This window comes from Enterococcus sp. DIV0187 (assembly GCF_051713785.1).
Lineage (GTDB): Bacteria > Bacillota > Bacilli > Lactobacillales > Enterococcaceae > Enterococcus_A > Enterococcus_A avium.
Genome location: NZ_JBIOQO010000001.1, coordinates 2,984,021 through 3,009,542 on the forward strand (window position 1 = coordinate 2,984,021; position 25,522 = coordinate 3,009,542).

Sequence of the window (25,522 nt, forward strand, 5' to 3'; positions counted from 1 at the left end):
ACATAAAAACAACAATCTTTATTTTATCTTTGCAGGAACTTGACGGTGCCTTTACACTCCTTCGCTATACTTTTTATTAGAGAAAGTCAGCTTACAATGAGCAAGCAAAAGTTAAACTCGCTAGAAAATCACCTAAGAGCATAAAAGAATGGTAAACGAAAGAAGGAGTGGATCAGGTGCTAAAACTTGAGAATATCACGAAAAAATTTCAGGAGACGACAGTACTGGACGGGATCAATTTAGAAATTGAGTCTGGTGAGATCGTTTCAATCCTGGGGCAATCAGGTTCAGGAAAAACGACGCTATTAAATCTGATTTTAGGATTGGATGAGCCAAGCGGGGGAGAAATTTTCTTCAATAATCAGAAGATCACCCATACATTGATGGAAAAACGTCCCTTTAATATTGTTTTTCAGGATTACGCCTTGTTTCCTAATTTGACGGCTTATCAAAATTTGACCTACGGACTACGCAATAAAAAAGAGTGCTCCACCAAAGCGGAGGTAGACGAGCTGATTCAATTGTTGAATCTGGAAAAGCACCTAGAAAAACCAATTCATCAATTGTCAGGCGGACAAAAGCAGCGGGTTGCACTTGGCCGAACATTAGTGATGAAGCCGCAGCTGCTTTTGTTGGATGAGCCGTTGAGTGCCTTGGATGGAGTAATCAAGGAATCAATCAAAGAAAAAATCCAAGAAATTGCCCGTAAGCTGCATTTGACGATCATCATTGTTACGCACGATCCGGAAGAGGCCTTGACGATGTCAGATAAGATCGTTGTTTTAGATGAAGGAAAAATTGCTCAATGCAGTTCACCGATCGAAATTATGAGTCAGGCTTCCTGTCATTTTGTTGAGGAGTTTATTGTCAATCAGTTGGCAATCAAGCAACAGAACATTCAGCAAATCTTTCAGCAATCAGTCAATATGGTGGCCTCATGAGAGCGGCATTTCCATTGAAACGAGTGATTAGCTGGAGTGTGCTGATCTTCTTCTTTTTATTTTTAGCTTATCCGATCATTCAAATCATGTTAACAGCTTTCCCACGATCCGGCGGGAGCAGCTTGGATATTTTCACTCCAGAATGGCAGCGATCATTTGCTAACAGCTTGAAATATTCTTTAGCGGCCACGAGCTGTTCAACAATTTTAGGCTTTTTCTTGGCCTATGGAAATAATTTTACTCGAATCAATCGGCGATTTTTAAAGGTAAATGAAAGTATTTTGCATTTTCCGATGCTATTGCCAACGATTACTTACGGATTTGTCCTTATTTATGCCTTTGGCAAGCAGGGATTGTGGAGCAAAGTTTTTCAACAGGAACTGTTCCATATCTATGGCTCCATCGGTATTTTATTGGGATTCATCATTTATACATTGCCGCCGATCTTTATTTTGATCAACAATTCGATGAAATATTTGGATACTCAGCTATTCATTGTTTCACGCCTGATGGGGGATAGCTGGTATCGTTCGCTTTATAAAACGATCTTGAATCCATTGACGCGGGTGTTGGCGGTGGCTTTTCTACAGGGCTTTTTTATGTCCTTTACAGACTTTGGGATTCCCAGCGCGGTAGGAGGACAAACCCCGTTCATCACGACATTATTATATGAAGGCTTCATGGGAACCATTCCCGATTTCCAGTTTGGGTCATTAGTGGCCTTAACGATGTTACTGCCATCAATCATCAGTATTTTAGTATTGAACTATTTACAGAAGAAGGTCGTGCGCTATGAGCGTCCACGGCAGGCAGTGATCAAAAAGAATCCGGTAAGAGATTGGTGTTTTCGACTACTTTTCATCAGCATCTCTCTTTTCATTTTAGGAGTATTCGCGGTCTTGATTATTATTCCGATGGTGAGCAATTGGCCCTATGAATTGACACCAACCTTCAATAATTTCGCTCGCTTTATCCAAGATGACAGCTTGATTTTAACCTTGAAAAATTCACTGCTGATGGCTTTGTTGACGGCGGGAGTTGGGACGATTATTGCCTATTCGGCGGCGATATTGACCTCCAGAGAGCGGAAGCTTTATAAGGTCAATCAAGTAATTGACGGTATCGCCACCATTACGAATTCAATTCCCGGGATGGTTTTGGGAGTGGCCTACTTACTGCTATTCAGTGGAAGTCAGCTGCACAATACATTATTGATCTTAGTTATCGTAACGATCGTACATTATTTTTCAACACCGTATCAGATGGCGAAAGAGGCACTGCAAAAGATGAACTTGAACTGGGAGAACACCGCCAAGCTGATGGGTGATAGCTGGTTGAAAACAGTTTGGCGAATTTTGATCCCGAATTCAAAGGTGACGATTGTAGATATCTTCGCGTATTACTTTTTTAACTCGATGGTCACAATCAGTGCCGTCATTTTCTTAACAAGTGCCAATACGATGGTTATTACCGCCAAATTAAAAGAGCTTCAGCATTTTGGCCGGTTTAACGATATATTTATGCTTTCGCTGTTTTTGCTAGTAATCAATTTAGTCATGCAAGGAATTACTCAAATTATTAAAAGGATTGCCAGTTCCACTTTTCCCAGTCAGACAGCTGGTAAAAAGCTGCCTACAAAATTAACTGCTATTCAAAGAAATAAAGTATAGAGGAATGGTATACGGCTTGAAAATCGGACTAATTTTTCTCAAGAAAAATTAATCCATTAATATGAAAAAGGAGAATGATGAATGAACAGAAAAAAACTACTCGCACTGCTTGGAAGCTTGCTTTTCCTTCTATTATTAGGCGCTTGCAGCAAAAGTAATGCGGCTGACGAGAAAGTCACGATTTATACTAACGCTGACGAAGAACCGGTGGAAGTAATCAAGAATGTTTTAGACAAAAACGGGTACAAGGGCCAATACACGCTGCAATCATTCGGCACTTCTGAGCTAGGCGGAAAGCTCTTAGCGGAAGGAAAAAATATTGAAGCAGATTTAGTCACGATGAGTACCTTCTATTTAAATAGTGCTCAGAAAAAAGACAAGATGTTTAAAGAATTAACGCTTCCAGTCGAATCGTTAACGAAAATTCCGGATTACACGGCACCTTTTACCGTTCAAGAAGGAACAATTTTCTATAATACCGAGGTCATGAAGGAAATGAACTTACCAATTCCAACTAGTTTGAAAGATTTAGCCGATCCGAAATACAAGGATGCCCTGTCAATCTCAGATATCAAGCAATCTTCTACAGCGTGGCTGCTGTTTCAAGCGTTAGTTGATAATTACGGGGAAGACGAAGCGAAAACGATCTTGAAGGGGATCTACAAAAATGCAGGGGATCATTTAGAAAGTTCTGGTTCAGGTCCGTTGAAAAAGGTTCGGCTAGGTGAGGTTGCGATCGGATTTGGGTTACGACATCAGGCAGTCAAAGATAAACAGGATGGATTGCCGATTGATTTTGTTGAACCCTCAGAAGGAACGTATACATTAACTGAATCTTTGGCGGTGATTAATAAAGGCGACAAAACCAATCCTGAAGCAGAAAAAATGCTGGATTTGATTTTGGAAAAGGGTCGTAAAGACTTATTGGAAATCTATCCAAGCGCACTGTACAAGGATGAGCAGGTAGATAGTACACACGTAGCGAAGGACCAAAAAGTCTTTCCAACAGAATTAACCGCAGAATTATTAGAGCAGCACCAAAAATTAATCGATTAAGGAGCTTAGCATGGACTACAAATTATTGACACCCGGACCGTTAACGACGACTCAGACGGTTAAGCAAGCAATGATGGTGGATCATTGTACATGGGATGAAGAATACAAAACGATTACTCAGGAAATTCGACAAAAGCTATTGTCTTTAGCAGGTGCTTCCCCAGTAGAATATACGACGATCTTAATGCAGGGAAGCGGATCATTTGGTGTGGAATCAGTTCTAAGCTCGGTGATCGGACCGACGGATCATGTGCTTGTTTGTGTAAATGGCGCTTACGGGCGTCGAATGGTCAGCATGTGCGAACGGCATCATTTGGCTTACAGCGTTTATGAAGTTGCAGAAGATGAAATTCCGCAAGCAACGGACATAAAAAGCATTCTCGTGAATGATCCAACCATTTCTGCGCTTGCGATGGTTCACAGTGAGACGACTTCTGGTATTTTAAATGAGTTAGAAGAAATTGCTGCACTTGCCAAAGACAATGAGCTGCTGTTTATCGTGGACGCAATGTCTAGCTTTGGGGGAATTCCAATTGATGTTACGGCATTGTCCATCGATTTTCTAGTCTCAAGCTCGAACAAATGTATTCAAGGAGTACCAGGCTTTTCCTTTACGTTGGCCAAACGGGCACAGCTTGAGCAACGTAAAGAGTTTTCACGAACGGTGTCTTTAGATCTTTATGATCAGTATGAAACGATGGAAAAGGACGGCAAGTGGCGCTTTACTTCACCCACCCACACGGTTTTAGCCTTTCATCAAGCATTAAAAGAGCTAGATGCAGAAGGCGGAATCTACCAACGCTATATGCGCTATTTAACAAATAATCGACTGCTGCGGCAAAAAATGAGTGAATTGGGCTATCAGCCCTTCATCAAGCAGCATCAAGGGCCATTTATCACTTCATTTTTATATCCCAAGCAGAGTGCCTTTAACTTCGACCATTTTTATCAGCATTTGAAACAAAATGGTTTTGTGATCTATCCTGGAAAAATAAGTACCGTCGATTGTTTTCGCATTGGAAATATCGGTGAGATTTATCCAGAAGATATTGATCAGTTAGTCAAAGTAATTGAAAATTACTCGGAGGTAGCATATGTCAGTTAAAACAATTATTTTAGACTGGGCTGGGACAACAGTCGATTTCGGCTGTATGGCACCGGTTCATGCTTTCAAAAAAGCATTTAGAAATAAGAACATCAAGCTTTCCAATGAAGAAATCAGAAAACCGATGGGGATGCTTAAAATTGAGCATATCAAACAGCTGCTTTCGCTTGAGCAAGTAAAAAAGCAATGGCTTGAGCTTTATGGACGTCTTTCTGAAGAGAAAGATGTGCTAAGTATCTATCAGGATTTTGAGAAATACTTGTTTGCGGATCTCGCAGAGAACAGTCATTTAAAACCGGAAACCAAGCAGGCGATGAAAAAAATTAAGCAATTAGGCTATAATATTGGCTCTACGACTGGCTATACCAAAGAAATGATGGCTGTTGTATTAAACACGGCCACGATGGAAGGCTATCGTCCTGATTATGTCGTAACACCAGATGAGGTTGATTCATTGGGGCGGCCATATCCATTCATGATTTTTGAGAATATGCGCCATTTTCAAAACCATTCGATGGAAGAAGTGATTAAAGTAGGAGATACAATCGCTGATATTCAAGAAGGAAAAAACGCAGGGGTCTTGAGTATCGCTGTCACTGAGGGAAGCTCAGTGATGGGACTTTCTTTAGAGGAGTACAAACAGCTCTCAAAAGAAGAAATGGAACGGTTGAACCAACAAACAGCGGAAATCTTTTATCAGCATGGGGCGGATCTTTGTATTAAAAATCTACTGGAATTAGCTGAGCTTTTGCAGGAGCATTCAACGATTCCAAAATTACAAACAAAAAAGCGAGAATCAGCGTAGGCGAAGAGAAATATCGGCTTTAAAAGTCGATATTTCTTTATTTATTCAAAAAATAAAAAGAAAAAACAAAAAAAGATTTTTTCTGTTTTGCTATTCTTAATAATTTCATATTTAGCTAGATTTAGGCTATTACAAATTTGTAAGCGAATTCAAAAACCCAAATTCCTTATTTTTATCCAAAAATTAAATTTTATATTTCAAAAATGGCTGAGACATTCCTTATAAATGCGGGTAGAATAATATGTGTAACCAATGGTGCGTACAATGAAGGAGTTCTCGCTTTTTTATGGTGTTAATGCAAGGAATTTGATGCAAATTACTAGCGAACGATGACACTCATAAAAGTTCATACAAAAAATAAAAATACATATAAAGATCCGGTCATTGTAATTTTATTACTGACAGCATGCTGAAGGTTGATAAGCACTCAATCATGGATCATGTTGATTAGCTTCTCTCCTTATGCGAGGAGAAGCTAAAGTGCCGCGAGTCAGTGAAATAGTGTGACTTATCAAGTTGCTATTTAAAGGTTTAGCGATGAGCGGCGGCAGATGATTAGCATTCATTGGAAAATTTAAGTGGATGCATCATTATTGAAGAATGAATCAAGGATGCGGATTATTTTCAGCATCCTTGATTTTTTTCCATTCATTGGTTGCCCCTAGTGTTTCATTAAATACTTAGCTTGACTTGAGAGAGAAAGAAGGGGAAATGTTCATGAAAAAGATCGTTATGGTAATTTGCGGGATAGCAGTAGTTTGTTGGGGAGTTGCTAGTCTGCAAAGTGGGGCACTAAAAGCGGATAATTTACTTCAAGAATCCTCTGTCATAGAGACGACAGTTCCTGAAAGTTCTACCATTCTACCGGTTGAACCTGAATCCGTACCGAAAGCATCGGAGCCGATTACTGAAACACCAGCGCCAGCTGCACCAGCATCAGAAGTCCCTGCTGCACCAGAGAAACCTGTGGAACAGCAGCCGGCAGAAACTGCACCGACAGATACCATCCCAGAAATGCCTACACAAAGCAGCACAGTAGAACCACCGAAAAGCGATAGTTCAACTAGTGAAAGTTCCGCAAGTAGTGGTACATCCAGTGAGAGTTCGACGAGCCAGACCTCTAGTACGTCCAGTTCAACTACTACACCAAGCGAGTCATCGACTTCCAGTAGCAGTACATCTAGCGGATCGACCAGCTCAACTACTAGTAGTTCAACAGGAACAAGCAGCAGTTCTTCAACGGCACCGTCAAGTTCTGGTCAGGAACAGCCCCAGCCTAGTACACCGTCTACGCCGGGACCAGTTCCAAGTCCATCCCCGATACCTCCGGCTCCAAGTGAGCCTAAGGTTCAAACAAATACTGATGCTATTCAACAGCCGCCAGCTGCTTTTTCAGAGACGAGTACTTTACAGCTTCCAAGTGAGTTGAAGACATCTGAAGTTGCACAATCCGATTTAAAAGGCTATGAACTACCCTTGCTGTCCAGTTTTGAAAACAAAGCACAGGCCGCTTTGATTTATGACGGTATTAAAAAGCTTGGGACGGAACAGGAGCAGGATTTTAACGTGGAACAATTAGCCGCTAAGCTTTATAGCGATTTGTTTGCGATTGAGATCACAGGCACTCCAGAACAGGCAAGCGAAGAAATCAGTGTCGGCAGTCTGCTCTACCAAAAGAAAAACGACCAGCTTGAATTAGTCGGTGTCTATATTGGAAAAGAGTATTATCTGACAGTTGAAGATGTTGAAATTGATGCTTCTGATGAATCAACGGAAACTGCGACGGATGGAGTTACAGAGCTTGATACAGAAAAGGCTGAGAATGAAGAGTCAGATAAAAAGGAAAAACAGCGACAGGTCGTTCTTCAGCCAATGAGTATCGATGAAGACTTGTTGGTTCAAGCTTTGCCAACTGTGGAATTGACTGAATATGGCCAAACAATCTTGGCTGAATATCCTGCTTCTATTAATTTTACTGAAAATGAAGGAGCGAAGAATTTTATTTCAACCATCGCGGAGGATGCACGTAAGCTGGGACAAGAATATGATGTCTTTGCATCAGTGATGATCGCACAGGCTTTATTGGAAAGTGGTTCTGGGACAAGCAGTTTGTCATTGCCGCCAAATCACAATCTATTTGGTGTAAAGGGAACCTATCAAGGTCAGGCTGTTTCAATGGCGACTCAAGAGGACCGTGGGAATGGCGAGCTGTACTCGATTAATTCGGCCTTTCGAAAGTATCCTAATTATGCTGCTTCATTAGGAGATTACGTTCAATTATTACGCGGCGGAATCTCTGGTAATGACGGATATTATAAAGATACGTGGCGCTCTACCGCAAAGAATTATTTACGATCGACACAAGCCTTAACTGGAAAGTATGCTACGGATACTTCTTATAATAGAAAGCTAAACTCGATTATTGCTGTCTACAACCTGACACAATACGATCGTGTCAAAGTTGATCAGTCTTCAGGGATTTTCATTAAAGGAAAAGATGAGATTCCTGAAGAATACCGAACGATGATGCGCTACCCGGATTATAACGGAGTCAATTACAACACTTCTGGTTCGTATCCAGTCGGGCAATGTACCTGGTACGCTTTTAACCGCGTGAAACAATTAGGCAAGAGCGTCGATGACTTTATGGGAAACGGCGGTGAATGGGGAACCAAAGGAAAAGCATTAGGCTATGAAGTCAGCCGCGAACCAAAAGCTGGCTGGTTGATCTCCTTTACGCCAGGCACAGCTGGCTCAGATCCTCGATATGGACATGTTGCTTTTGTTGAAGTGGTTCGACCAGAGGGAATTTTGATCTCAGAAGGCAATGTTTATGGAGGTACGGTGATTTCATATCGAGTCATTGATTCAAGCTTAGCGAAATCAGATTTGGTTACTTATATTAAAGCAAAATAAAGGGGTGCCATCACTCATGGCAAATAAGCGACACGGGCACGCAGAGGATCCGTCGAATGACAGGAGTGCCATACTATTAACTGCTGGTCTTCTCATCATTCTATCTGTAACGATGCTGCTTGTTATGAGAGGACAATTACAAAAACACTATAGTGTCCACACGATTTCAGGTACTTCGATGATTCCGACGTTGACGGAAAAGGATCAAGTTCTCGTTAAAAAAAATGTTCAAGTTCAACGTTACGATATTATTGCTTTTTCAATGGATAAGGAAGAGGGGATGTTTGTCAAACGGGTGATTGGTTTACCAGGTGACAGTATGTTTGTTCGAAATGGCCGAATGGTTTTAGATATCGGAGAACAAGGTGATTTTGAAACGACGAATACGTATCAGTTGTCACCAACTGTAGCAGATGAATTTCAAACGTTAAATAAAATTCCAGAAGATGTTTACTTCGTTATTGGCGATCATGTAGATGTTTCTAAGGACAGCCGGTCGTTTGGTTTTGTCCATCGAAAGTCAATCGAAGGAACTGTCCAATTCCGTTTTCCAGCGATTCATCTCGCTAAATTGGAATACTAAAAGAAAAGGGGAAAATACGTGATAATCATTAACTGGATTTGTGTAGGGCTCATCATTTTAGTGCTCCTAGTGTGGTTATATCGAATGGTTATCAACGTTCGATTGCAGATGATTAAGCCACCAAGAGATGCATCGGCGACTTTTCAGCGGAAGTTGGATTATGTTAAGCAAATTCAACAATCAAAGCATGTATCGGCGTTATTATTCGTAATCTTCTGTCTCGCAGTGGGAATGCTTCTAAGCACATACAGCCTGTTTCAGGTACAAAATCAGCTGTATGCGATGAATGAGCAGAACAATACACTGAAAGATGATGTCCAAGTAATGAAAAAGGAACAAAAGAAATTAGTCAATAAGCTGCCTGTCAAAGAGTACCCGCAAGAGGGAATCGGCTTGCAGGATTATGCGTGGGACGAATTATTTTCTGATGATAGTCGTGAAAATCAATACGCAATGGAGAGTGATCTTTCCAGCAAACTCAGTCCTTACTTTGGGTTACCGACGACATTGATCGTCTTAGATATACCGACTCAAACGTTGAATATTGCCTTGGCTGGTGACTTGACCAGTGAAGACAATCGTCAACAAATTAAAGACAATATCACAGCCTTTGCTGCTGAAGCAGAGGGGATATCCAATCTAACACAGATCACCTTCCAGCTAAATGTAAGGGATGGGGAGAAGCAGAAACAAGATTATAGCTGTACTTTCTCTCGTGAGAATGGAGAAGATAAATTTTTAATGATTCAAGAAGAAGACTAACGGAAAGAAGGGAAAAAAATGGTAGCACAACAAAAAAAGAGCGGATGGTTTTTCAACAAGAACATTATCGATGAGATCAATTCTGTTCCAGAAGAGAGAGTTGAAAACGAGGAGCAAACCCCGCCGGCAGCGCAGGCGCAAACACAGGCGAAGCCTGCTCCCGCTTTGAAGATGGTTTCTGATAACACAATTCCAGAGACTCCAGAAAAGCAAGCGGAAGAAATCAAAGAGTTAAAACGTTTGATTTTTGAAAAGGAACAAGTTTTACAGAAATATAAAAAGGAAATGTCGGCACAAACTCAGCAGTTAACCAAAGAAAACGAGAATTATCGTCAATCTGTATTAAGGATGGGAGAAGAAAAGGCCCAAAATCGCCGCCAAATCCAAGATTTAGAAGCAGAGGTCCAACGAGCGCGTCAAGAAGTTCAACGACTGAAAGAGACACAAGAATTGGATCAGTTGAGACAGCAGTTGGAACAAGCTCTAGCAGAAAATGAAAAATTAAAGGATTCGGTAGCCCATTTAGCTACTGTAGAACAGGAGTTGGAGGAAATTCACGAAGAACATCAAGCGCTAGTTGCCCAGCAAAAAGATGAAGAAATCCAACGACTAGAAAAAATCCATCAATTGGAAGGCCAGATCGATGAATTGATTGCAGAGATCAATGAGAAAGACGAAGAATATTCTCAATTAGATAAGGTAATCGTTGAAAAAGACCAAGCGATGGACCAAATGGCGGAAGAACAAGAAGCGAAAGAGCTTCAAGAAAAAGAACTCCTAGATCTAAGAGAAAAAGTTGCCGAGCTTCGTGCAGAAAATGAACAATTAAAACAAGAAGCAGTTTCAGCACAGCAGGAAATCGGTGAAGTGTTGATTTCAGCACGAAAACAAGCCAATCGCATGGTAGAAAAATCCAAGATGGAAGCATATCGGATTATAGAAGAAGCGAAGAAAGAGTTGGCGATGATCAACGAGCAAGCCAAAGAGATTTCTGAAGAAGTAAACGAGTCTCGTCAGTCGGTTGCTTCAATGTATGAAGAGTTGCAAACTCGAGTAAATATCCTTGCGCAAGGAAAAATGCAAGAAGATGTAACGAAAATTCTAGACTAATCTATTCATAAGTTAAAAGAATGAAGGTATCAGCGTGTGCTGGTACCTTTTATTTTTATAGTAAAAAGCGGATTGTTTTCAGTTTTTTTTAAGGCTATACTTTAAAGTGATTGGGGTAGAAATATCCACTGTATAAACTATAAGACTAAAGGAGCGGATGAAATGAAATTAGCGATTATTCTGGAAACCAAAGAGCATGAGAAAGCTTGGAACGCTTTTCGATTTGGTGTAGCGGCTTTGAAGAAAGGGCATCAGATGAAATTTTTCCTTATGGGGGAAGCCGTGGAAGTTGAAAGTATTGAAGACGATCAATACAATGTGCCAGCGGAAATGCAGAAGTTGGAAGAGCAAGGCGGCGAGCTATTGGCTTGCGGCACTTGCCTCAAATCTCGACAATTAGAGGATCAAACCTCCTGTCCAATTTCAACGATGTTTGATTGTGTCGAAATGGTGGAGTGGGCGGATAAGATCGTAACATTTTAAAAGCATAGAAAAATCCCTGACTTGAAAACAAAGTCAGGGATTTTTTTAATCATTCAGATTGTTTAATGCTGCGGCCATTTTTTTATTATCGTGTTTTGAGTAGAAATAAAAGGTGATGATATGCAGAATCAATGTAAGCAGCAATACGGCGATAAAGAACGGTCGGATCAGGTCGAACATCTGAGTCGAATAAAGATACACGCCTGTATAAGCGCAAAGCGTATTTAACACTGTACAGATGACAATATTGATTGAAGCTTTAAAGGTCGAATAGTTCCATAAAAAAGGATAGACGATCCCGAATAAAAGGCCGATTAGAACGCTGATTCCAACGAGATTCCAGATATAATGAAAAGGAATTTTTGAAGAGAAATCTGTGAGTGAGCAAAGAATAGTGATCCAAATAAACGATCCAAAGCCTGCTTGAAAGAAATTATTTTTTAATTGTTTGAACATGATAGTTCCTCCTTGATTTTCTTGGCATAGTGACGACTGACAATATAAGTAGAATCTGTTTTGGTGTGAACTTCTAAACGCGCGTGCTCTCCTAATTGGAAGGATTGAACACAGTTTAGATTTAAAATCTGCGAATTATTAATGCGATAAAAATTTTGACTCTCTAAAGTAACCAATTCCTTAAGCCGTTTTTGCATGAGATAGTTCTGCTGATTGATTAAATGAACGTTGACTAAATGTCCCATGGTTTCAAAAGAGACTATTTGGTCTAGCGGTAATTTGATTGAACGGTTATTTTTGGGATCAATTGCCACAATTTCCTGTTCTTGTTGCAGCAGTTTTTCAAGACGTTCAAGTTTGGCCCTGTTTTCAGGATTCGCAAAAATATCAATTTCGTTTAAGGCTTTTTCTTTCACCCAGGTAAAGTTGATGTTCATATGTTTCCCCCTTCTGTGACTTAAGCATAGCAAGGATTGTCAGCAGAAAGAATCTTTTTTTCGTTTGTTGCAGGAAAAGAGAAGTTTGTTGCAAAAATTGGCAATGTCAAATAGTTCTTGCGTCACAAAAACAATAAGTAAGTGGTGCTTTCTAGTATAATTTAGTTAGAAATCCTATCATCAAGTTAGGAAGGAGAAATCATCATGATCGCTAAGATTTTAAAAGCGCAAAGAAAAGAGCGGGGACTTACACAGCAAGAGGCGGCAAAAATTTTTCACGTGACACGCCAAACGATTTCGAATTGGGAGAATGAGAAAAATTATCCCGACATTCCAACGCTAGTTGCCATCAGTGATTATTATGAAGTTTCTCTTGATTATTTGATGAAAGGGGATGTGAAGTATATGGCTAAGATAAAGCAAGAGGCAAAGCTGTTGCAGTCGATTCAAGTGGGTTTATTTTCTGTAATTTGTGCAGTTGCGCTGCTACTTTTTTCATTTGTTGGATTTGTAGCAGCGATCAATGGCGGAAGTCTGGTTGGAATCATTCCGATTCAGCTGTCGTTAACGATCGCTATGGGCTGGGTATGTGTGATCCACTTTAAAAACCTGAAGGATGTAATGACTCCTTCGGTTAAAAACACTGTTAGTATGTTTTTGCTGGTTACGTTGTTTCTCATAATTTTATGCACAACGCTCTTGATCCTGGCTGCGCTGGGCTATATTCATTTTTAAACAGACGATGTTGGTTTCTACAGGCATCTTTATTGCATTGACTAGGTTGGGACTATATATTTAGCGTGTAACGGATGACTCCCTGTTTTTTAGCGAAAAATGGAAAGAACTTCAAAGAGAGAAGGAATCTAGTCATGTTTAAGACTGTTGAAAGAGAGGCCGTGACAGTTTACGGTTGGATTACAACTTTGAATGCGCCGAATTCTGCGGATGGATTGGCAGAAATGAGTAAACAGAAGATGCGGTCAAAAGAAGAATATGCCTCAAAGGTTGAAGAGAATCTGCTAGCTGTAAACGCAGTTATCGATGGTGAACAATGTTATCTGATTGGAAATACCGAAACCACAGAAACTCGTCCATCTGAGTTTGAATTGCCTGCGGGAACGTATGCCTGTTTTGACCTAAACTATACAGACCAAGTAGAGTTGGATCAACTGATCGGCCGCAGCTACGGTGAATTGGCTCAAAGTGAAGATTTCCAAATTGCCGGAAATTTTAATTTAGAAGAGTACACAGGCGTAGGTAAGGTATTATTTTATGTGCTTATTCAAAAAATGAAGAAGTAAGAGTGAGAAAAGGGATTCATTCTGAGTCTAGGGACTATCAAGGGAAATTCGATTGATAGTCTTTTTTTCAAGGTTAAAAAGTGAAGAAAGAATCAAAATTATTAAAGCGGAAATAGGCGAGGAATGTGAAGAATTTTATTTTATAAGTGCATTTATCTGTATAGGGATAGATACATACAGAAATTAAATAGAATTCTTTTTTTTAACACAATCTCAATATTCGGAATATATCAAAATTTTAGTTGAATTTAACGAAATGAGAGCGTATACTCGTGTTTATTGAGTGCTAAAAATAAATATTTTTCAAACAAAAAAAGATAACGTTTGTTATCTCAGACTGTAGACAAAAGCTGTTCCAAGCTCGTAACTCGAGCTTGGAACAGCTTTTTATCTACTTCGTTTCGAATTTTTGAACAAAAAAATAAAGGCTCCTTGCCTTTCCATAGCCAGGTGGCTAATTTCTTTAAATTCATTGCAGCAAACACTAGCATCGTATGCGTCGCGACTTTTTCCAAGCCTCGATACTTGGTCCAACGCATCCCATGCTTTTCTTTTGCATCCGCAAATATTCGTTCAATCGTTTGTTTCCGTTTTTTGTAAATTGATTTATTCAGATCCGTTAGGCGAAGATGTTCCACTTCATCCATCAGATCTCCCCAAACATGTCTCGTGATGACTCGTTGATGATTTTTACTTTTGGTACATTGGTTTAGCAGAGGACAGTTCACACATTCTTTTGGATTGGATTTGTATTCTCGGTACCCTTCTCGAGTAACCGTTGAAAAAGCGAGCATTTGATCTTGCGGACAAATATAACAATCAAAATACTCGTCGTAGAGAAACTCATTTTTTGATAATAGCCCCTTTTTCCCTTTGGGCCTTGAATAAGGCAAACAAGGTCGAAGGTTCAAATGAGTCAAAAAGTGAACAAACTTAGGTGTCTTATACCCAGCATCAGCGACAACACAATTGATTTCAGGAAAAAGTCTCTTCGATTGTTTGACGAGCTGAAAGGCGACTTGACTGTCATGAATATTTCCAGGAGTGATGATTGTGCTAAGAATAAATCCGTTGTCGTCGCATGAAGTATGGGCAGAATAAGCAAATTGTTTTTCTCGTTCGCCTTTGACGTAGTAGCCGCTTTCCGGATCAGCTTTACTTATTTTTCTTTCTTTCAGCTTCACTTCCTTTTCTAAGTCCAAAGTAAAAGGGCGTTTTCCAGCCTCTATTCGTTGACGATTGATCTCATCTTCTAATTCATCCTGATAGGCTTTCGCTTCATCATGGGTCATTTCTTTCGTAAACTTATGTTTATTGGCGTTAGCTTTGATGTGGGTAGAATCAAGATACAAATGATCCTCTGTTACAAAACCTGCTTTAACTGCTTGTTCTAAAATATAGGCAAAAATATCCTCAAACACCGTCGTTTCTCTAAATCGGCGGACATAATTCTTTCCAAAAGTTGAGAAATGGGGGATTTTCTCCTCGAAGGAATAGCCTAAAAACCAGCGGTAAGCGACATTGGTATCGACTTCCTTAATGGTTTGCCGCATGGAACGGATACCGAATAAATACTGAATAAACACCAATTTGATCAGAATCACTGGATCGATACTTGGGCGACCTAAATCGGAGTAAGTGGCTTCAACGATTGGATAAATAAATTCAAAATCAAGCGCAGCATCAATCTTTCGAACGAGATGATCTTGAGGAACCAAATCATCAATCGTGAGCATCGCAAATTGATTTCTACCGTTCGTATTGTTTTTAGACATCATAACTATCACTCCTTGCATTCGTTTTCATAAATCTATTATAAAAGAAAAGACTGTAGACATCATCCATAAAATGGACTTTGTCTACAGTCTGAGATAACGTTTGTTATCTATTTTTTGTCACACTCAAACACATAAATCAGCGGAAAATAGGAGGAAAAAAGATGCGCAGGGAAAAAAATAGATGGCTGATCGCTTTGTCAGGCGTAGCGATTCATCTATCTATCGGTTCAGCATACGCGTGGAGCGTATTCAAGGAACCAATTAAAGAGATGACTGGGTGGGATAAATCATCAATCTCTTTTGCATTTAGTTTAGCGATTTTCTGTTTAGGAACATCAGCGGCATTTATGGGGAAATTTGTAGAAAAATTTGGCCCAAGAAAGACAGGAACGGTCGCCTCGATTTTATTCGGTTTAGGGATCATCTCGACTGGCTTTGCGGTTTCTAGTCATTCGCTGCCAATGTTGTATCTGACTTATGGGATTATCGGCGGAATCGGTTTAGGAGCTGGGTATGTTACACCAGTATCAACCATGATCCGATGGTTCCCAGATAGAAAGGGCTTGGCTACTGGACTTGCCATCATGGGATTTGGTTTTGCTTCTATGATCACTGGACCGATCGCCCAACAGTTGATGGTGCGTGTCGGTGTTCCTTCGACCTTTTATATTTTAGGGATTGCGTATTTCTTAGTGATGTTCACCGCTTCACGGTATTTGGAAAAACCGCCAGTTGGCTGGACGCCAGAAGGCTTTGAAGCGCCCAATCCAAAAGAAGAAGTGAAAATTCAATATCGCGGCGTGCAACTGACCGCCAATCAAGCGATTAAAACAAAAACCTTTTGGCTATTATGGTTTATGCTATTTTTAAATATTACTTGCGGAATCTCGCTTGTTTCAGAAGCTTCACCAATGGCCCAAGAAATTACCGGAATGACTGCTGGCATGGCAGCTACGATGGTCGGTGTGATGGGTGTATTCAATGGGTGCGGCCGGTTGGTTTGGGCCTTGATCTCAGATGTCTTGGGACGTAAGAATGTCTTCACGATTCTTTTTGTGATTGATATTGTTGTGTTGTTAAGTTTATCAGTAGTAAGCTCGCCATTGCTGTTTGCCGCATTGATCTGTTTGTTGATGACTTGTTATGGTGCGGGCTTTTCGATTGTCCCTGCGTATATTGGCGATGTCTTTGGTTCAAAGGAAGTCGGTGCGATTCACGGGTATATCTTAACTGCCTGGGCAGCGGCTGGGATGTTCGGTCCGATTTTTTTAGGGAAGATCACTGAAATGTTCCATTCATATACGAATGTTTTGCGAATATTCGCTGTTTTAGCATTGGTTGGTTTTGCGGCTTCCATGATCATTCGCGGATCAATTAAAGGTTTAGCGAAATCAACGGGTGATAAGACACCAAAAAGCTCAAATACTGAGCGTGCATAAAGAATCTATCCAAGGCGATTAAGACCAATTGGTTTTGATCGCTTTTTTGCGAGTTTGGCTTTTTGCAGTTTATTAAGCATGAGACGTACATGTAGTTTCTTACCAAAAATTGAACAAGCAGTTTAGCCAAATCGTATGCGCAGTGAGAACAAGACTAACTTTTTCGCTTTTTGAAAAAGTTAATCCATTAATATGAACTAGTTGCGAGTTTGGCTTTTTGCAGTTTGTTAAGGGGTGAGATGTAGATATAGCTTTTATCAAAAAAGAACAAGAGATTTAGTCAAATCGCATATGAGGCGAAAATGAATCCATTACATTTTTACCAACTGCTAGTTACAGGTGTAACACGGGGAAAGCTCGCTTTTCATATTTATTAAAATTTCTTTTTGAATAATAGTTGACTACTCAACTAATTCTTGATAAATTAGTTGAGTAGTCAACTATTGTTTTTTAAAAGATTCGGAGGGTATTATGAAACGAAGTGTCGGACGGTCGATTTCGATTTTGTATCGAAAAAATCAAATTTATTTGAATGCGGCGATGAAGCCGTTGAACATTACTACGGCAGAACAGCCGATCCTGATGTATCTTTATCGGCATAACGCAGTGACTCAGGAGGAAATCAGCACTTACTTGCAAGTAGATAAGGCACTGACGGCTCGGACGGTTCAATCGCTGATTAAAAAGGGTCTGGTTACAAAGGAAAAGGATGAAAAGGACAAACGCTGCAATAAAATTTCTATGACACAAAAGGGTCTAGATATGCGAGAAGCGATGGTCGAAAAATTTGTCGGTTGGAATAAGATCATGCTAGAGGGAATGGATGAATCTAAGCGTAATCTGCTTTTTGAATTATTAGAGGAGATGGTCGAGAAAACCGAACAACATGATTTAAAGGGAGGAAATTAAATGGAAGCAGCGAATCCGTTAGGGACAGAAAAAATTCCCAAGTTATTAATGCAATTTTCTATTCCAGCAATCATTGGAATGGTAGTCAATGCGTTGTACAACGTAGTTGATCGGATCTATATCGGTCATGCACCTGGCTTGGGAGCAAATGGTTTGGCGGGAATCACAATCGGATTTCCGATTATGATTATTTTATTATCGATTGGTATTTTATTTGGTGTCGGGGGTGCGACGCTTTTTTCTATGAAGCTAGGTGCCGGAAAAACAGAGGAAGCTGAGCGTGCAATGGGAAATGCCTTTTCTTTACTGATAATTAGCGGGCTCCTATTTATGCTGATGGGGCATCTGTTTTTATCTCCAATGTTGGCGACTTTTGGCGCTAGTGATAGCGTTCTTCCTTACGCCATCAGTTATATGCGGATTATTTTTTCAGGGGCTGTTTTTCAGATTGTTAGTATTGGCATGAATAACTTTTTACGAGCAGATGGACAACCTAAATTAGCCATGATCACGATGTTTATGGGCGCAGGCGTCAATATCATTCTTGATCCAGTCTTTATCTATGTTTTTGATATGGGGATGGCAGGCGCGGCGTTAGCTACAATCTTGTCACAGTTTATTTCAATGGTTTGGATTTTAAGTTATCTACTTAGTAAACGCAGCCATCATCAGATTCGACTTAAGAATATGCGAATCAAAGGGCGTGTCGCTGTGCGCATCACTACTTTGGGAATGCCTAGTTTTCTGTTGCAGTTGGGAAATAGCATTTTGAACGTCGTTTTGAATATGTCGTTATTGACCTACGGCGGGGATATTGCGGTATCTGGAATGGGAATCGTCAACAGTATTCAAACGATTCTATTGATGCCGATCACTGGACTTATTCAAGGTGCACAGCCGATCGTTAGTTTCAATTATGGGGCAAAAAAATTTGGTCGGGTAAAAGAAGCGCAAAAATATGCGATTACGGTCGCTACGACGATTGTGTGTATTGGTTGGTTAGCAACGAGGATCATGCCAGAACAGTTGGTGAGGCTATTCAATAATGAGCCTGAACTTCTGACGTTTGGAACGAAGGCCTTGCAAACATGGTTTTTGTGTTTGCCAGTTATCGGCTTCCAAATTGTCGCTTCGAATTTCTTTCAGGCCACAGGAAGAACCCGGTCGGCTATTTTCTTAACATTGACTCGTCAAATTATTTTACTGATTCCAGCAATTTTACTTTTTTCAAACACTTGGGGAATGGATGGCTTGCTGCATGCGGCACCTTTTGCTGATGCAAGCGCAGCTCTTTTGACGGGAATTCTTTATACGATTGGTATCAGACGCCTTAGTAAGGAAGAATCGGCGGTGTCTGATTTAGAGTATGAGGCTGAATAACTAGATAATGAATGAAGAGCAATCAAATTGATGGATTTGATTGCTTTTTTTTATTATATCTATTGAAAAATGATTCTCCATTCACATGAATAAAATCTCATGTTATTTTATCTTGACACTATTTTGACTGGATGATAAAGTATCGTTGTCGAATCGTAATCATTACGATTTATCATCCGCAAATTGTAATGGTCTAACGAGGATAGTTAGTGAGGTGAGGAGTCTAATTCTTTTAAGATTCTTTTGGAGAGTTTCGATCCAAAAAACGGGATAGAGGTGAAGCGTGTTTTTTTATTTGAATAGTCAATGAGAAAAATTTAAACGAGAGAAAGAGGTCTGAAATGAAAAAGAAATTAGGGATTCTACTGATCAGTCTACTTGCGCTTGTCGGTTTATCCGCTTGCAAAGAAGCTAGTCAAGCGGAGTCTAAAAATAAAGAGAAGCAGTTAAAAATTGTCGCAACTTTTTACCCAATGTATGATTTTACCAAAAATATTGTTGGCGATGCTGGAGAAGTTTCTTTGTTGATGCCTGCCGGAACGGAGCCCCATGATTATGAACCATCCGCCAAAGACATAGCAAAGATTACAGAAGCGGATGCGTTTGTTTATCACAATGAGAATATGGAAACCTGGGTACCAAGTACAATCGACTCTTGGAAGAAAGGGAAACCGAATGTCATTGAAGGCACCAAGGAAATGCTATTGCTGCCAGGTGGCGAGGAAGAACACGATCACAGTCATGAAGAAGGGCATCATCATGAATTAGATCCTCACACATGGTTATCGCCGCATCAAGCGATCAAAGAAGTGACTTCGATCAAAAATCAGTTAGTCAAACTGTATCCGGAGAAAAAAGCGATTTTTGAGACAAACGCTAAAAACTATTTAGCAAAGCTTGAAGACCTAGATAAAAACTATACAGATACACTTAAAGAGGCGAAGCAAAAGAATTTTGTCACACAGCATACTGCATTTAGCTATCTAGCTTTAGACTACGGTTTGAATCAGGTTGGAATTTCGGGGATCAATCCAGATCAAGAACCCGACCCTTCACGTATTGCGGAGCTGAAACACTACGTCGAAGATAACGGGATCAACTATATTTATTTCGAAAATAATAATCAAGGAAAAGCCGCACAAACACTTGCTGATGAAACAAACGTTCAGCTGGAGGTGCTCAATCCGCTGGAAAGCTTAACTAAGAAACAGATGGATGTAGGTGAAAACTACGTATCGGTTATGAAAGAAAATTTGAAGGCATTAAAGAAAACTACGGATGTTGCGGGTAAAGAAATAAAGACTGAAAAGGAAACTGCGGCGGAGCAGACAATCTATAACGGCTATTTCAAAGATTCTCAAGTAAAAGACCGAAAGTTATCTGATTATGCCGGTGAATGGCAATCCGTTTATCCGTTATTGGAAAAAGGTACATTAGATCAAGTTTTTGATTACAAAGCCAAACTGAAGAAAGATAAAACAGCAGCAGAATATAAAGAATACTACAAAACTGGGTATAAAACCGATGTTGATGAAATAAAGATTACTGGTAAGCAGATGGATTTCATCGTTAACGGGAAACATCACAAATATACCTATAAGTATGCTGGATATGAAATTTTGACGTATGAAAAAGGCAATCGTGGTGTTCGTTTCACTTTTGAAACCGATGATCCGAATGCTGGAAACTACAAGTATGTTCAATTCAGTGATCACGGGATCGCACCAGAAAAAGCGGCTCATTTCCATATTTATTTTGGTGGAGAAAGTCAAAAAGCCTTATACGAAGAGCTCGATAACTGGCCAACCTATTATCCAGTAAACATGACAGGTCAGGAAATTGCACAGGAAATGCTGGCGCATTAAACGGGAGGTAGAAATAATGGAGAAGACTGATCTAGCAAGTGCCTATCGCCGTTTGAAAAGTCCTAATATCAAGACGCGTAAACGTGCGTTGAAAATCATTAAAGAAGCGAAAAGAAATCAAATAAAGAAATAGTGGAATCTATCTCCTCGGCGGGAGATAGATTTTTTTAATATAGCAGAACCTTGTGAAAGAGAACCAGCAAGCGAGTTAGACCATAATAAATCTATCTAGAAGCTCAGTTTTTGACATCTTTTGTGAAGTATCTTGCAAAATAATGTTGAAAACAACCAGAAAAAATGGTTAAATGAGAATGAATCTCATTATCATTTGGGTTTCGTAGTTGTTGGTTGATTAATGAAAAATTAGGAAGGAGTTAAATAAATGAAGGATGAATCAGTCTTGATTCGTTACATCAAGAAAAAGCAGGGATTGTTAACAACCTCGGGGATTTTAGCGACGGTTTCAACCGTGGTCCAGTTCATCCCCTTTTATTGTATTTACAAAATTATTGAATTACTAATGGTCGGAGATTATTCGGCTGGCAGAATGTTCCATTGGAGCTTGGTCTCGATGGGCAGCGTATTGGTGGGGGTAATTCTTTTATATGCCTCATCTATGTGTTCGCATGTTGCTGCCTTTGATATTTTGTATGAAATCCGAATGGATATTCTGCAGCATTTGTCAAAGGTTTCAATGGGCTATTTTACGCGAAAATCCAGTGGTCAATTGATGAAGATCATTGATCAGTGTGTCGAAAAAATGGAATCCTTTATTGCACATCAAATTTCAGATATTGTCTCGGCTTTGATTTTCCCTCTGATCTATATTGGACTGATGCTGAAGATTGATTGGCGCTTGGGCTTGATGTCACTAGTCCCGCTTTTTCTTGCAGTTGGTATCTATGCTAGTTTGATGGGAAAAACGATGAAGAACAACAAAGTTAAACAATATCATGATGCGCTAGAAGCGATGAACAGTAATGGTGTGGAGTATATACGCGCGATGCCGGCAGTTAAAGTGTTTGGTCTATCTGTCGGAAATTTTAAGCGATTCCATCAAAGTATCAAGGATTATCGAAACCTGGTAATGGATTGGTCGAATGGCTTTCGAACAGGCTACGTTTTATTTACCACATTAATAACATCTGTTGTTTTGTTTGTGATGCCGCTGGGGGCCTATTTAATCAGTCAAAGTCCACAAGACAAAACTTTGTCACTAACGGTGATGCTGTTTATCATTTTGGCTTCAGGGACGACGGGACCTTTCATGAAGTTGATGTATGCCGCCTCTACCTTTAGTAATGTCAATGAAGGAGTAAAGCGAGTCGATGAGATTTTTGCTGAAGCACCTGTAATCGAAAAAGCGGATACCACGAAGTTTTCCGGCAATCGCATTTCCTTTGAAGATGTCTCGTTTGCCTACACAGAAGGCAACCAGGTACTGAAAAAAGTAAGTTTTGACTTGCAGCCAAATACGATGAACGCGTTAGTCGGACCATCTGGCGGCGGGAAAAGCACGATCGCTCAGCTGCTGTTACGCTTTTACGATCCGGCAGAAGGCGCAATAAAAATCGGCGGAACGGATATTCGCGAAGTAACGATTGATACTTTAATGCGGGATGTTTCGTTTGTTTTTCAAGATGTCACGCTTTTCAATGATACGATCGCGGCGAATATTCGCTTAGGTAATAAAAAAGCCAGCTTAGAAGAGGTTCGTTGGGCGGCTCAATTAGCGCGTTGTGATGAATTTATTCAAGAATTACCTAGTGGCTACGAGACGATGATCGGTGAGCAGGGTGTTTTCTTATCTAAGGGTGAGGCGCAGCGAATCTCAATTGCGCGGGCATTATTGAAAAATTCACCCATTCTGGTTTTGGATGAGGCGACTGCCTATGCGGATGCTGAAAATGAAGTCTACATTCAACAAGCAATCAGTGAACTGGTCAAAGGAAAAACGGTTTTGATCATCGCTCATCGTCTTTGGACGATTCAGCATGTGGATCAAATTTTGGTTTGTGATAAAGGCGAAATTCAAGCTGCTGGAACCCACGAAGAATTACTGGCAGACAATCCGCTTTATCAAAAATTGTGGATGATCAATGAAGAAACCAAAGATTGGGAGGTCAAGTAGGATGAAAGATGCGATTTACAATATTACCTCTGGTGAACCGAAAACATTGGCTCAATCGACTTTTTGGGCGACGTTAGAATCAATTGCCCGCTTACTGCCTGCAGTGATTGCATTTTATGGAATTTTCGAACTGTTTGAATCCTATCAGCAAAATCGTTCATTAGACACACGGCTGTATCTCTATTTGATTCTGGCTAGTGTGGTGTGGTTTGCGGTACAAGTCTTGATTTCTACGATCGCCTACGACAGACAATATACGGCGGCCTATGATGTTTCCGAAAAAGGACGCACCAAGTTAGCGAATCATTTACGCAAACTTTCGTTAGGCTTTTTAGATAGTCGCGATCCCGGTGATTTAACAACTATGATGTTGGGGGACTATGCACTGTTGGAAAGCGCGGTGTCCCATTTGGTTCCCCAGGCACTTGCAGCAGTCATTTTACTGATTATGGCCTTCATTTCTTTATGTTTGATTGATTGGCGAATGACGCTATGCTTGTATGCGATGCTGCCGATTGTCTTGTTGGTAGTTAAAGGGTCGAATATTTTAATGAAGAAATTAGGCGGACGACACATTCAAGCCAAAGTAGAAAGTGCTTCACGCCTTCAAGAGTATTTGCAGGGAATTAAAGAAATCAAAGCCTATTCTTTAGGCGGGCAGCAGTTTGCCAGAATTCAACAGGCTTTTGATACACTGCGCAAGGAATCCATCCGAATCGAAGGTTTTTTAGGACCGGTTGTCATGGTAGCTATCTCGCTTTTACGGATGGGCTTGCCGATCTTAGTTTTCATGGGTTCTTACTTGCTTGCACAAAGAAGTCTGGTAGAATCCGTTTTTCTAGTCTTTATTGTCGTGGCCAGTCGGATTTACGATCCCTTCACTACCTTGATGATCAATTATACTGAGATGCGATATGCGCTGATCAGCGGCGAACGAATCATGGAAATTCGCAATCAGCCAGAGGTACAAGGAACCGAGGAGCTAACTGAAGATTATACGATTCACTTTAAGGACGTGGGCTTTTCTTATAAAGACGAGCCGGTATTGCAGAAAATAAATGTAGAAATCCAGCCGAGAACATTGACCGCTTTAGTCGGTCCGTCAGGCAGTGGGAAATCGACGATCGTAAAACTACTGGCGCGTTTTTATGATGTTCAAGAGGGTGTCATCGAGATCGGTGGCAAAGATTTGACGACAGTGAATCCAGAAAACCTCTATAGTCATCTATCGATGGTGTTTCAAGATGTCTATCTATTTAAAGACACGATCTTAAATAATATTCGTGTCGGTAACCAGACAGCTACCTTTGAAAAAGTGGTAGAAGCGGCTAAAAAGGCCCATTGTCATGAGTTTATCAGTGCCCTTCCAGATGGCTATGACACATTGGTGGGTGAAGGCGGATCAACCTTGTCGGGCGGAGAGAAGCAGCGAATCAGTATTGCTCGAGCCTTCATTAAACAGTCTGAAATCATCTTATTGGATGAAGCGACAGCGGCCCTCGATTTAGAAAATGAAGCGGGCGTTCAGCGCGCCATCAAAAATCTGGTAGCAGATAAAACCGTGATCGTAATTGCTCATCGATTAAAAACCGTCATGAACGCTGATCAGATCGTTGTTTTAGAAAAAGGAAAAGTGGCGGCTAAAGGAAAACATTCAGACCTTTATCAAACCTGCGACCTTTACCGAAAATTAGTCGATATGCAAAATGAAGCCACCAATTGGAAATTTAGTAAATAGTAATTCACTAATAGGGAGTATTAAGGAGTGACAGAATGAAAAAGAAAAAAACAGATAAGCTTATCTCGAAAGATTATTTAACGATCGGATTATACACAGTAGTAGAAATCGTCGTAATGATGGTCATGTCGATGGTGACTCTGCCGTTCATGGCTTGGTTTTATCCCTATGCGACTGCTTTTGTTTTGTTTTTTACTTGTCCGATCTACTTATTGATGGCCTACAAGGTTGGCAAAAGAGGGACGCTGTTACTTTTTGGTGCGATTAACGGACTATTTTACGCCATAATGGGAACCGTCTATATCCTGCCAATCACAATAATCGGCGGGGTGATCGGCGAAGTGATTTTGGCGAAAACCAATGGGTACCGAAAGTTGGGTGCTCAAACTGTGGCCTTCACGATCTATAATCTTCTATATGGATTTTCAAATTATATTATTTTAGCAATTTCTGTTGACTACTATTATACATTGATGGAAAGTACCGGCTACACAGAGAATCGGCTTGAATATTTAACGGAGCCATTTTGGATCATGGTTTCTGCCGCAGCGTTGATTGTTGCGATCTGTTTAGGCTGCATCTTCGGGTACAAATTATTGAATAAGCACTTTGTAAAAGCGGGCGTCATCAAATCTGCTTAGCTAAAAGGAGACATTT

23 protein-coding genes are annotated in these 25,522 nt (G+C 40.3%); 20 read left to right on the top strand and 3 right to left on the bottom strand.

Translation table 11 applies throughout. From position 1 onward, the window contains the following. Positions 1-176: 176 nt before the first annotated feature. From IGI52_RS14640 to IGI52_RS14685, 10 genes are all read left to right on the top strand, one after another. Positions 177-941, top strand: coding sequence for an ABC transporter ATP-binding protein (locus IGI52_RS14640; protein ID WP_016181757.1), 765 nt, complete (start codon positions 177-179; stop codon positions 939-941). Beyond that, complete coding sequence (locus tag IGI52_RS14645) at positions 938-2,611, top strand: ABC transporter permease subunit (protein ID WP_438781630.1); 1,674 nt, start codon at positions 938-940, stop codon at positions 2,609-2,611. Before IGI52_RS14640 ends, IGI52_RS14645 begins: the two co-directional genes overlap by 4 nt. Positions 2,612-2,692: 81 nt before the next feature. Beyond that, on the top strand, positions 2,693-3,667 hold the full coding sequence (locus IGI52_RS14650; RefSeq protein ID WP_438781631.1) for an extracellular solute-binding protein: 975 nt from the start codon (positions 2,693-2,695) through the stop codon (positions 3,665-3,667). Positions 3,668-3,677: 10 nt separating this feature from the next. Beyond that, on the top strand, positions 3,678-4,772 hold the full coding sequence (gene phnW / locus IGI52_RS14655) for a 2-aminoethylphosphonate--pyruvate transaminase (protein ID WP_438781632.1): 1,095 nt from the start codon (positions 3,678-3,680) through the stop codon (positions 4,770-4,772). Further along, positions 4,762-5,577 carry a phosphonoacetaldehyde hydrolase gene (gene phnX / locus IGI52_RS14660; RefSeq protein ID WP_438781633.1) on the top strand — a complete coding sequence of 272 codons (816 nt, stop codon included), beginning with the start codon at positions 4,762-4,764 and terminating at the stop codon, positions 5,575-5,577. Before phnW ends, phnX begins: the two co-directional genes overlap by 11 nt. A 717-nt stretch (positions 5,578-6,294) precedes the next feature. Further along, positions 6,295-8,493 carry a glucosaminidase domain-containing protein gene (locus IGI52_RS14665; RefSeq protein ID WP_311872456.1) on the top strand — a complete coding sequence of 733 codons (2,199 nt, stop codon included), beginning with the start codon at positions 6,295-6,297 and terminating at the stop codon, positions 8,491-8,493. Positions 8,494-8,509: 16 nt separating this feature from the next. Beyond that, positions 8,510-9,076, top strand: a complete 567-nt coding sequence (lepB, locus tag IGI52_RS14670; protein ID WP_311872457.1) for a signal peptidase I — start codon at positions 8,510-8,512, stop codon at positions 9,074-9,076. A gap of 18 nt (positions 9,077-9,094) precedes the next feature. Then, on the top strand, positions 9,095-9,838 hold the full coding sequence (locus IGI52_RS14675) for a hypothetical protein (protein ID WP_016181750.1): 744 nt from the start codon (positions 9,095-9,097) through the stop codon (positions 9,836-9,838). A gap of 18 nt (positions 9,839-9,856) precedes the next feature. After that, on the top strand, positions 9,857-10,948 hold the full coding sequence (locus tag IGI52_RS14680) for a hypothetical protein (RefSeq protein WP_016181749.1): 1,092 nt from the start codon (positions 9,857-9,859) through the stop codon (positions 10,946-10,948). Positions 10,949-11,110: 162 nt separating this feature from the next. Further along, on the top strand, positions 11,111-11,431 hold the full coding sequence (locus IGI52_RS14685) for a DsrE/DsrF/TusD sulfur relay family protein (RefSeq protein WP_127978246.1): 321 nt from the start codon (positions 11,111-11,113) through the stop codon (positions 11,429-11,431). A gap of 45 nt (positions 11,432-11,476) precedes the next feature. Here the strand turns inward: IGI52_RS14685 and IGI52_RS14690 are convergent, their stop codons facing one another. Continuing rightward, positions 11,477-11,887, bottom strand: coding sequence for a hypothetical protein (locus IGI52_RS14690; protein ID WP_049221335.1), 411 nt, complete (start codon positions 11,885-11,887; stop codon positions 11,477-11,479). Next, the gene (locus IGI52_RS14695; protein ID WP_137440352.1) at positions 11,872-12,324 is read right to left on the bottom strand and encodes a LytTR family DNA-binding domain-containing protein; all 453 of its coding nucleotides are present in this window, start codon (positions 12,322-12,324) and stop codon (positions 11,872-11,874) included. The genes IGI52_RS14690 and IGI52_RS14695 overlap by 16 nt, the downstream gene beginning before the upstream one ends. Positions 12,325-12,528: 204 nt before the next feature. On the opposite strand from IGI52_RS14695, the gene IGI52_RS14700 reads away from it, so the two are divergent. Next, a complete protein-coding gene (locus IGI52_RS14700) occupies positions 12,529-13,059 on the top strand; it encodes a helix-turn-helix domain-containing protein (RefSeq protein WP_016181745.1) in 531 nt (176 codons plus the stop codon). Positions 13,060-13,193: 134 nt separating this feature from the next. Further along, the gene (locus IGI52_RS14705; protein ID WP_438781634.1) at positions 13,194-13,625 is read left to right on the top strand and encodes an effector binding domain-containing protein; all 432 of its coding nucleotides are present in this window, start codon (positions 13,194-13,196) and stop codon (positions 13,623-13,625) included. Between the two features lie 332 nt (positions 13,626-13,957). Here IGI52_RS14705 and IGI52_RS14710 read toward each other — a convergent pair whose 3' ends face one another. Next, the gene (locus tag IGI52_RS14710) at positions 13,958-15,403 is read right to left on the bottom strand and encodes an IS1182-like element ISEfa7 family transposase (protein ID WP_438780458.1); all 1,446 of its coding nucleotides are present in this window, start codon (positions 15,401-15,403) and stop codon (positions 13,958-13,960) included. A 161-nt stretch (positions 15,404-15,564) separates the two neighbouring features. Between IGI52_RS14710 and IGI52_RS14715 the strand changes: the two genes are divergently transcribed. From IGI52_RS14715 to IGI52_RS14750, 8 genes are all read left to right on the top strand, one after another. Next, the gene (locus IGI52_RS14715; protein ID WP_016181743.1) at positions 15,565-16,842 is read left to right on the top strand and encodes an L-lactate MFS transporter; all 1,278 of its coding nucleotides are present in this window, start codon (positions 15,565-15,567) and stop codon (positions 16,840-16,842) included. A gap of 471 nt (positions 16,843-17,313) precedes the next feature. Continuing rightward, positions 17,314-17,751: a MarR family winged helix-turn-helix transcriptional regulator gene (locus IGI52_RS14720; protein ID WP_438781635.1), complete on the top strand. Its 438-nt coding sequence runs from the start codon at positions 17,314-17,316 to the stop codon at positions 17,749-17,751. Next, on the top strand, positions 17,752-19,131 hold the full coding sequence (locus IGI52_RS14725) for an MATE family efflux transporter (RefSeq protein WP_137440349.1): 1,380 nt from the start codon (positions 17,752-17,754) through the stop codon (positions 19,129-19,131). A 341-nt stretch (positions 19,132-19,472) separates the two neighbouring features. Beyond that, complete coding sequence (locus IGI52_RS14730; RefSeq protein WP_438781636.1) at positions 19,473-20,996, top strand: metal ABC transporter solute-binding protein, Zn/Mn family; 1,524 nt, start codon at positions 19,473-19,475, stop codon at positions 20,994-20,996. 16 nt (positions 20,997-21,012) lie between these two features. After that, on the top strand, positions 21,013-21,129 hold the full coding sequence (locus tag IGI52_RS14735) for a putative metal homeostasis protein (RefSeq protein WP_102866097.1): 117 nt from the start codon (positions 21,013-21,015) through the stop codon (positions 21,127-21,129). 249 nt (positions 21,130-21,378) lie between these two features. Next, complete coding sequence (locus IGI52_RS14740) at positions 21,379-23,127, top strand: ABC transporter ATP-binding protein (protein ID WP_311872462.1); 1,749 nt, start codon at positions 21,379-21,381, stop codon at positions 23,125-23,127. A gap of 1 nt (position 23,128) precedes the next feature. Beyond that, positions 23,129-24,865: an ABC transporter ATP-binding protein gene (locus IGI52_RS14745; RefSeq protein ID WP_311872463.1), complete on the top strand. Its 1,737-nt coding sequence runs from the start codon at positions 23,129-23,131 to the stop codon at positions 24,863-24,865. A gap of 35 nt (positions 24,866-24,900) precedes the next feature. Continuing rightward, the gene (locus IGI52_RS14750) at positions 24,901-25,506 is read left to right on the top strand and encodes an MptD family putative ECF transporter S component (RefSeq protein ID WP_049221309.1); all 606 of its coding nucleotides are present in this window, start codon (positions 24,901-24,903) and stop codon (positions 25,504-25,506) included. Positions 25,507-25,522 lie beyond the last annotated feature (16 nt).

Coding starts and splice junctions, on each gene's coding strand:
- IGI52_RS14710 (WP_438780458.1), bottom strand. CDS start 15,403: ATGATGTCTAAAAACAATACGAACGGTAGAAATCAATTTGCGATGCTC.
- IGI52_RS14690 (WP_049221335.1), bottom strand. CDS start 11,887: ATGTTCAAACAATTAAAAAATAATTTCTTTCAAGCAGGCTTTGGATCG.
- IGI52_RS14650 (WP_438781631.1), top strand. CDS start 2,693: ATGAACAGAAAAAAACTACTCGCACTGCTTGGAAGCTTGCTTTTCCTT.
- phnX (WP_438781633.1), top strand. CDS start 4,762: ATGTCAGTTAAAACAATTATTTTAGACTGGGCTGGGACAACAGTCGAT.
- IGI52_RS14740 (WP_311872462.1), top strand. CDS start 21,379: ATGAAGGATGAATCAGTCTTGATTCGTTACATCAAGAAAAAGCAGGGA.
- lepB (WP_311872457.1), top strand. CDS start 8,510: ATGGCAAATAAGCGACACGGGCACGCAGAGGATCCGTCGAATGACAGG.
- IGI52_RS14730 (WP_438781636.1), top strand. CDS start 19,473: ATGAAAAAGAAATTAGGGATTCTACTGATCAGTCTACTTGCGCTTGTC.
- IGI52_RS14745 (WP_311872463.1), top strand. CDS start 23,129: ATGAAAGATGCGATTTACAATATTACCTCTGGTGAACCGAAAACATTG.
- IGI52_RS14680 (WP_016181749.1), top strand. CDS start 9,857: ATGGTAGCACAACAAAAAAAGAGCGGATGGTTTTTCAACAAGAACATT.
- IGI52_RS14685 (WP_127978246.1), top strand. CDS start 11,111: ATGAAATTAGCGATTATTCTGGAAACCAAAGAGCATGAGAAAGCTTGG.
- IGI52_RS14720 (WP_438781635.1), top strand. CDS start 17,314: ATGAAACGAAGTGTCGGACGGTCGATTTCGATTTTGTATCGAAAAAAT.
- IGI52_RS14725 (WP_137440349.1), top strand. CDS start 17,752: ATGGAAGCAGCGAATCCGTTAGGGACAGAAAAAATTCCCAAGTTATTA.
- IGI52_RS14735 (WP_102866097.1), top strand. CDS start 21,013: ATGGAGAAGACTGATCTAGCAAGTGCCTATCGCCGTTTGAAAAGTCCT.
- IGI52_RS14645 (WP_438781630.1), top strand. CDS start 938: ATGAGAGCGGCATTTCCATTGAAACGAGTGATTAGCTGGAGTGTGCTG.
- phnW (WP_438781632.1), top strand. CDS start 3,678: ATGGACTACAAATTATTGACACCCGGACCGTTAACGACGACTCAGACG.
- IGI52_RS14705 (WP_438781634.1), top strand. CDS start 13,194: ATGTTTAAGACTGTTGAAAGAGAGGCCGTGACAGTTTACGGTTGGATT.
- IGI52_RS14750 (WP_049221309.1), top strand. CDS start 24,901: ATGAAAAAGAAAAAAACAGATAAGCTTATCTCGAAAGATTATTTAACG.
- IGI52_RS14700 (WP_016181745.1), top strand. CDS start 12,529: ATGATCGCTAAGATTTTAAAAGCGCAAAGAAAAGAGCGGGGACTTACA.
- IGI52_RS14715 (WP_016181743.1), top strand. CDS start 15,565: ATGCGCAGGGAAAAAAATAGATGGCTGATCGCTTTGTCAGGCGTAGCG.
- IGI52_RS14695 (WP_137440352.1), bottom strand. CDS start 12,324: ATGAACATCAACTTTACCTGGGTGAAAGAAAAAGCCTTAAACGAAATT.
- IGI52_RS14665 (WP_311872456.1), top strand. CDS start 6,295: ATGAAAAAGATCGTTATGGTAATTTGCGGGATAGCAGTAGTTTGTTGG.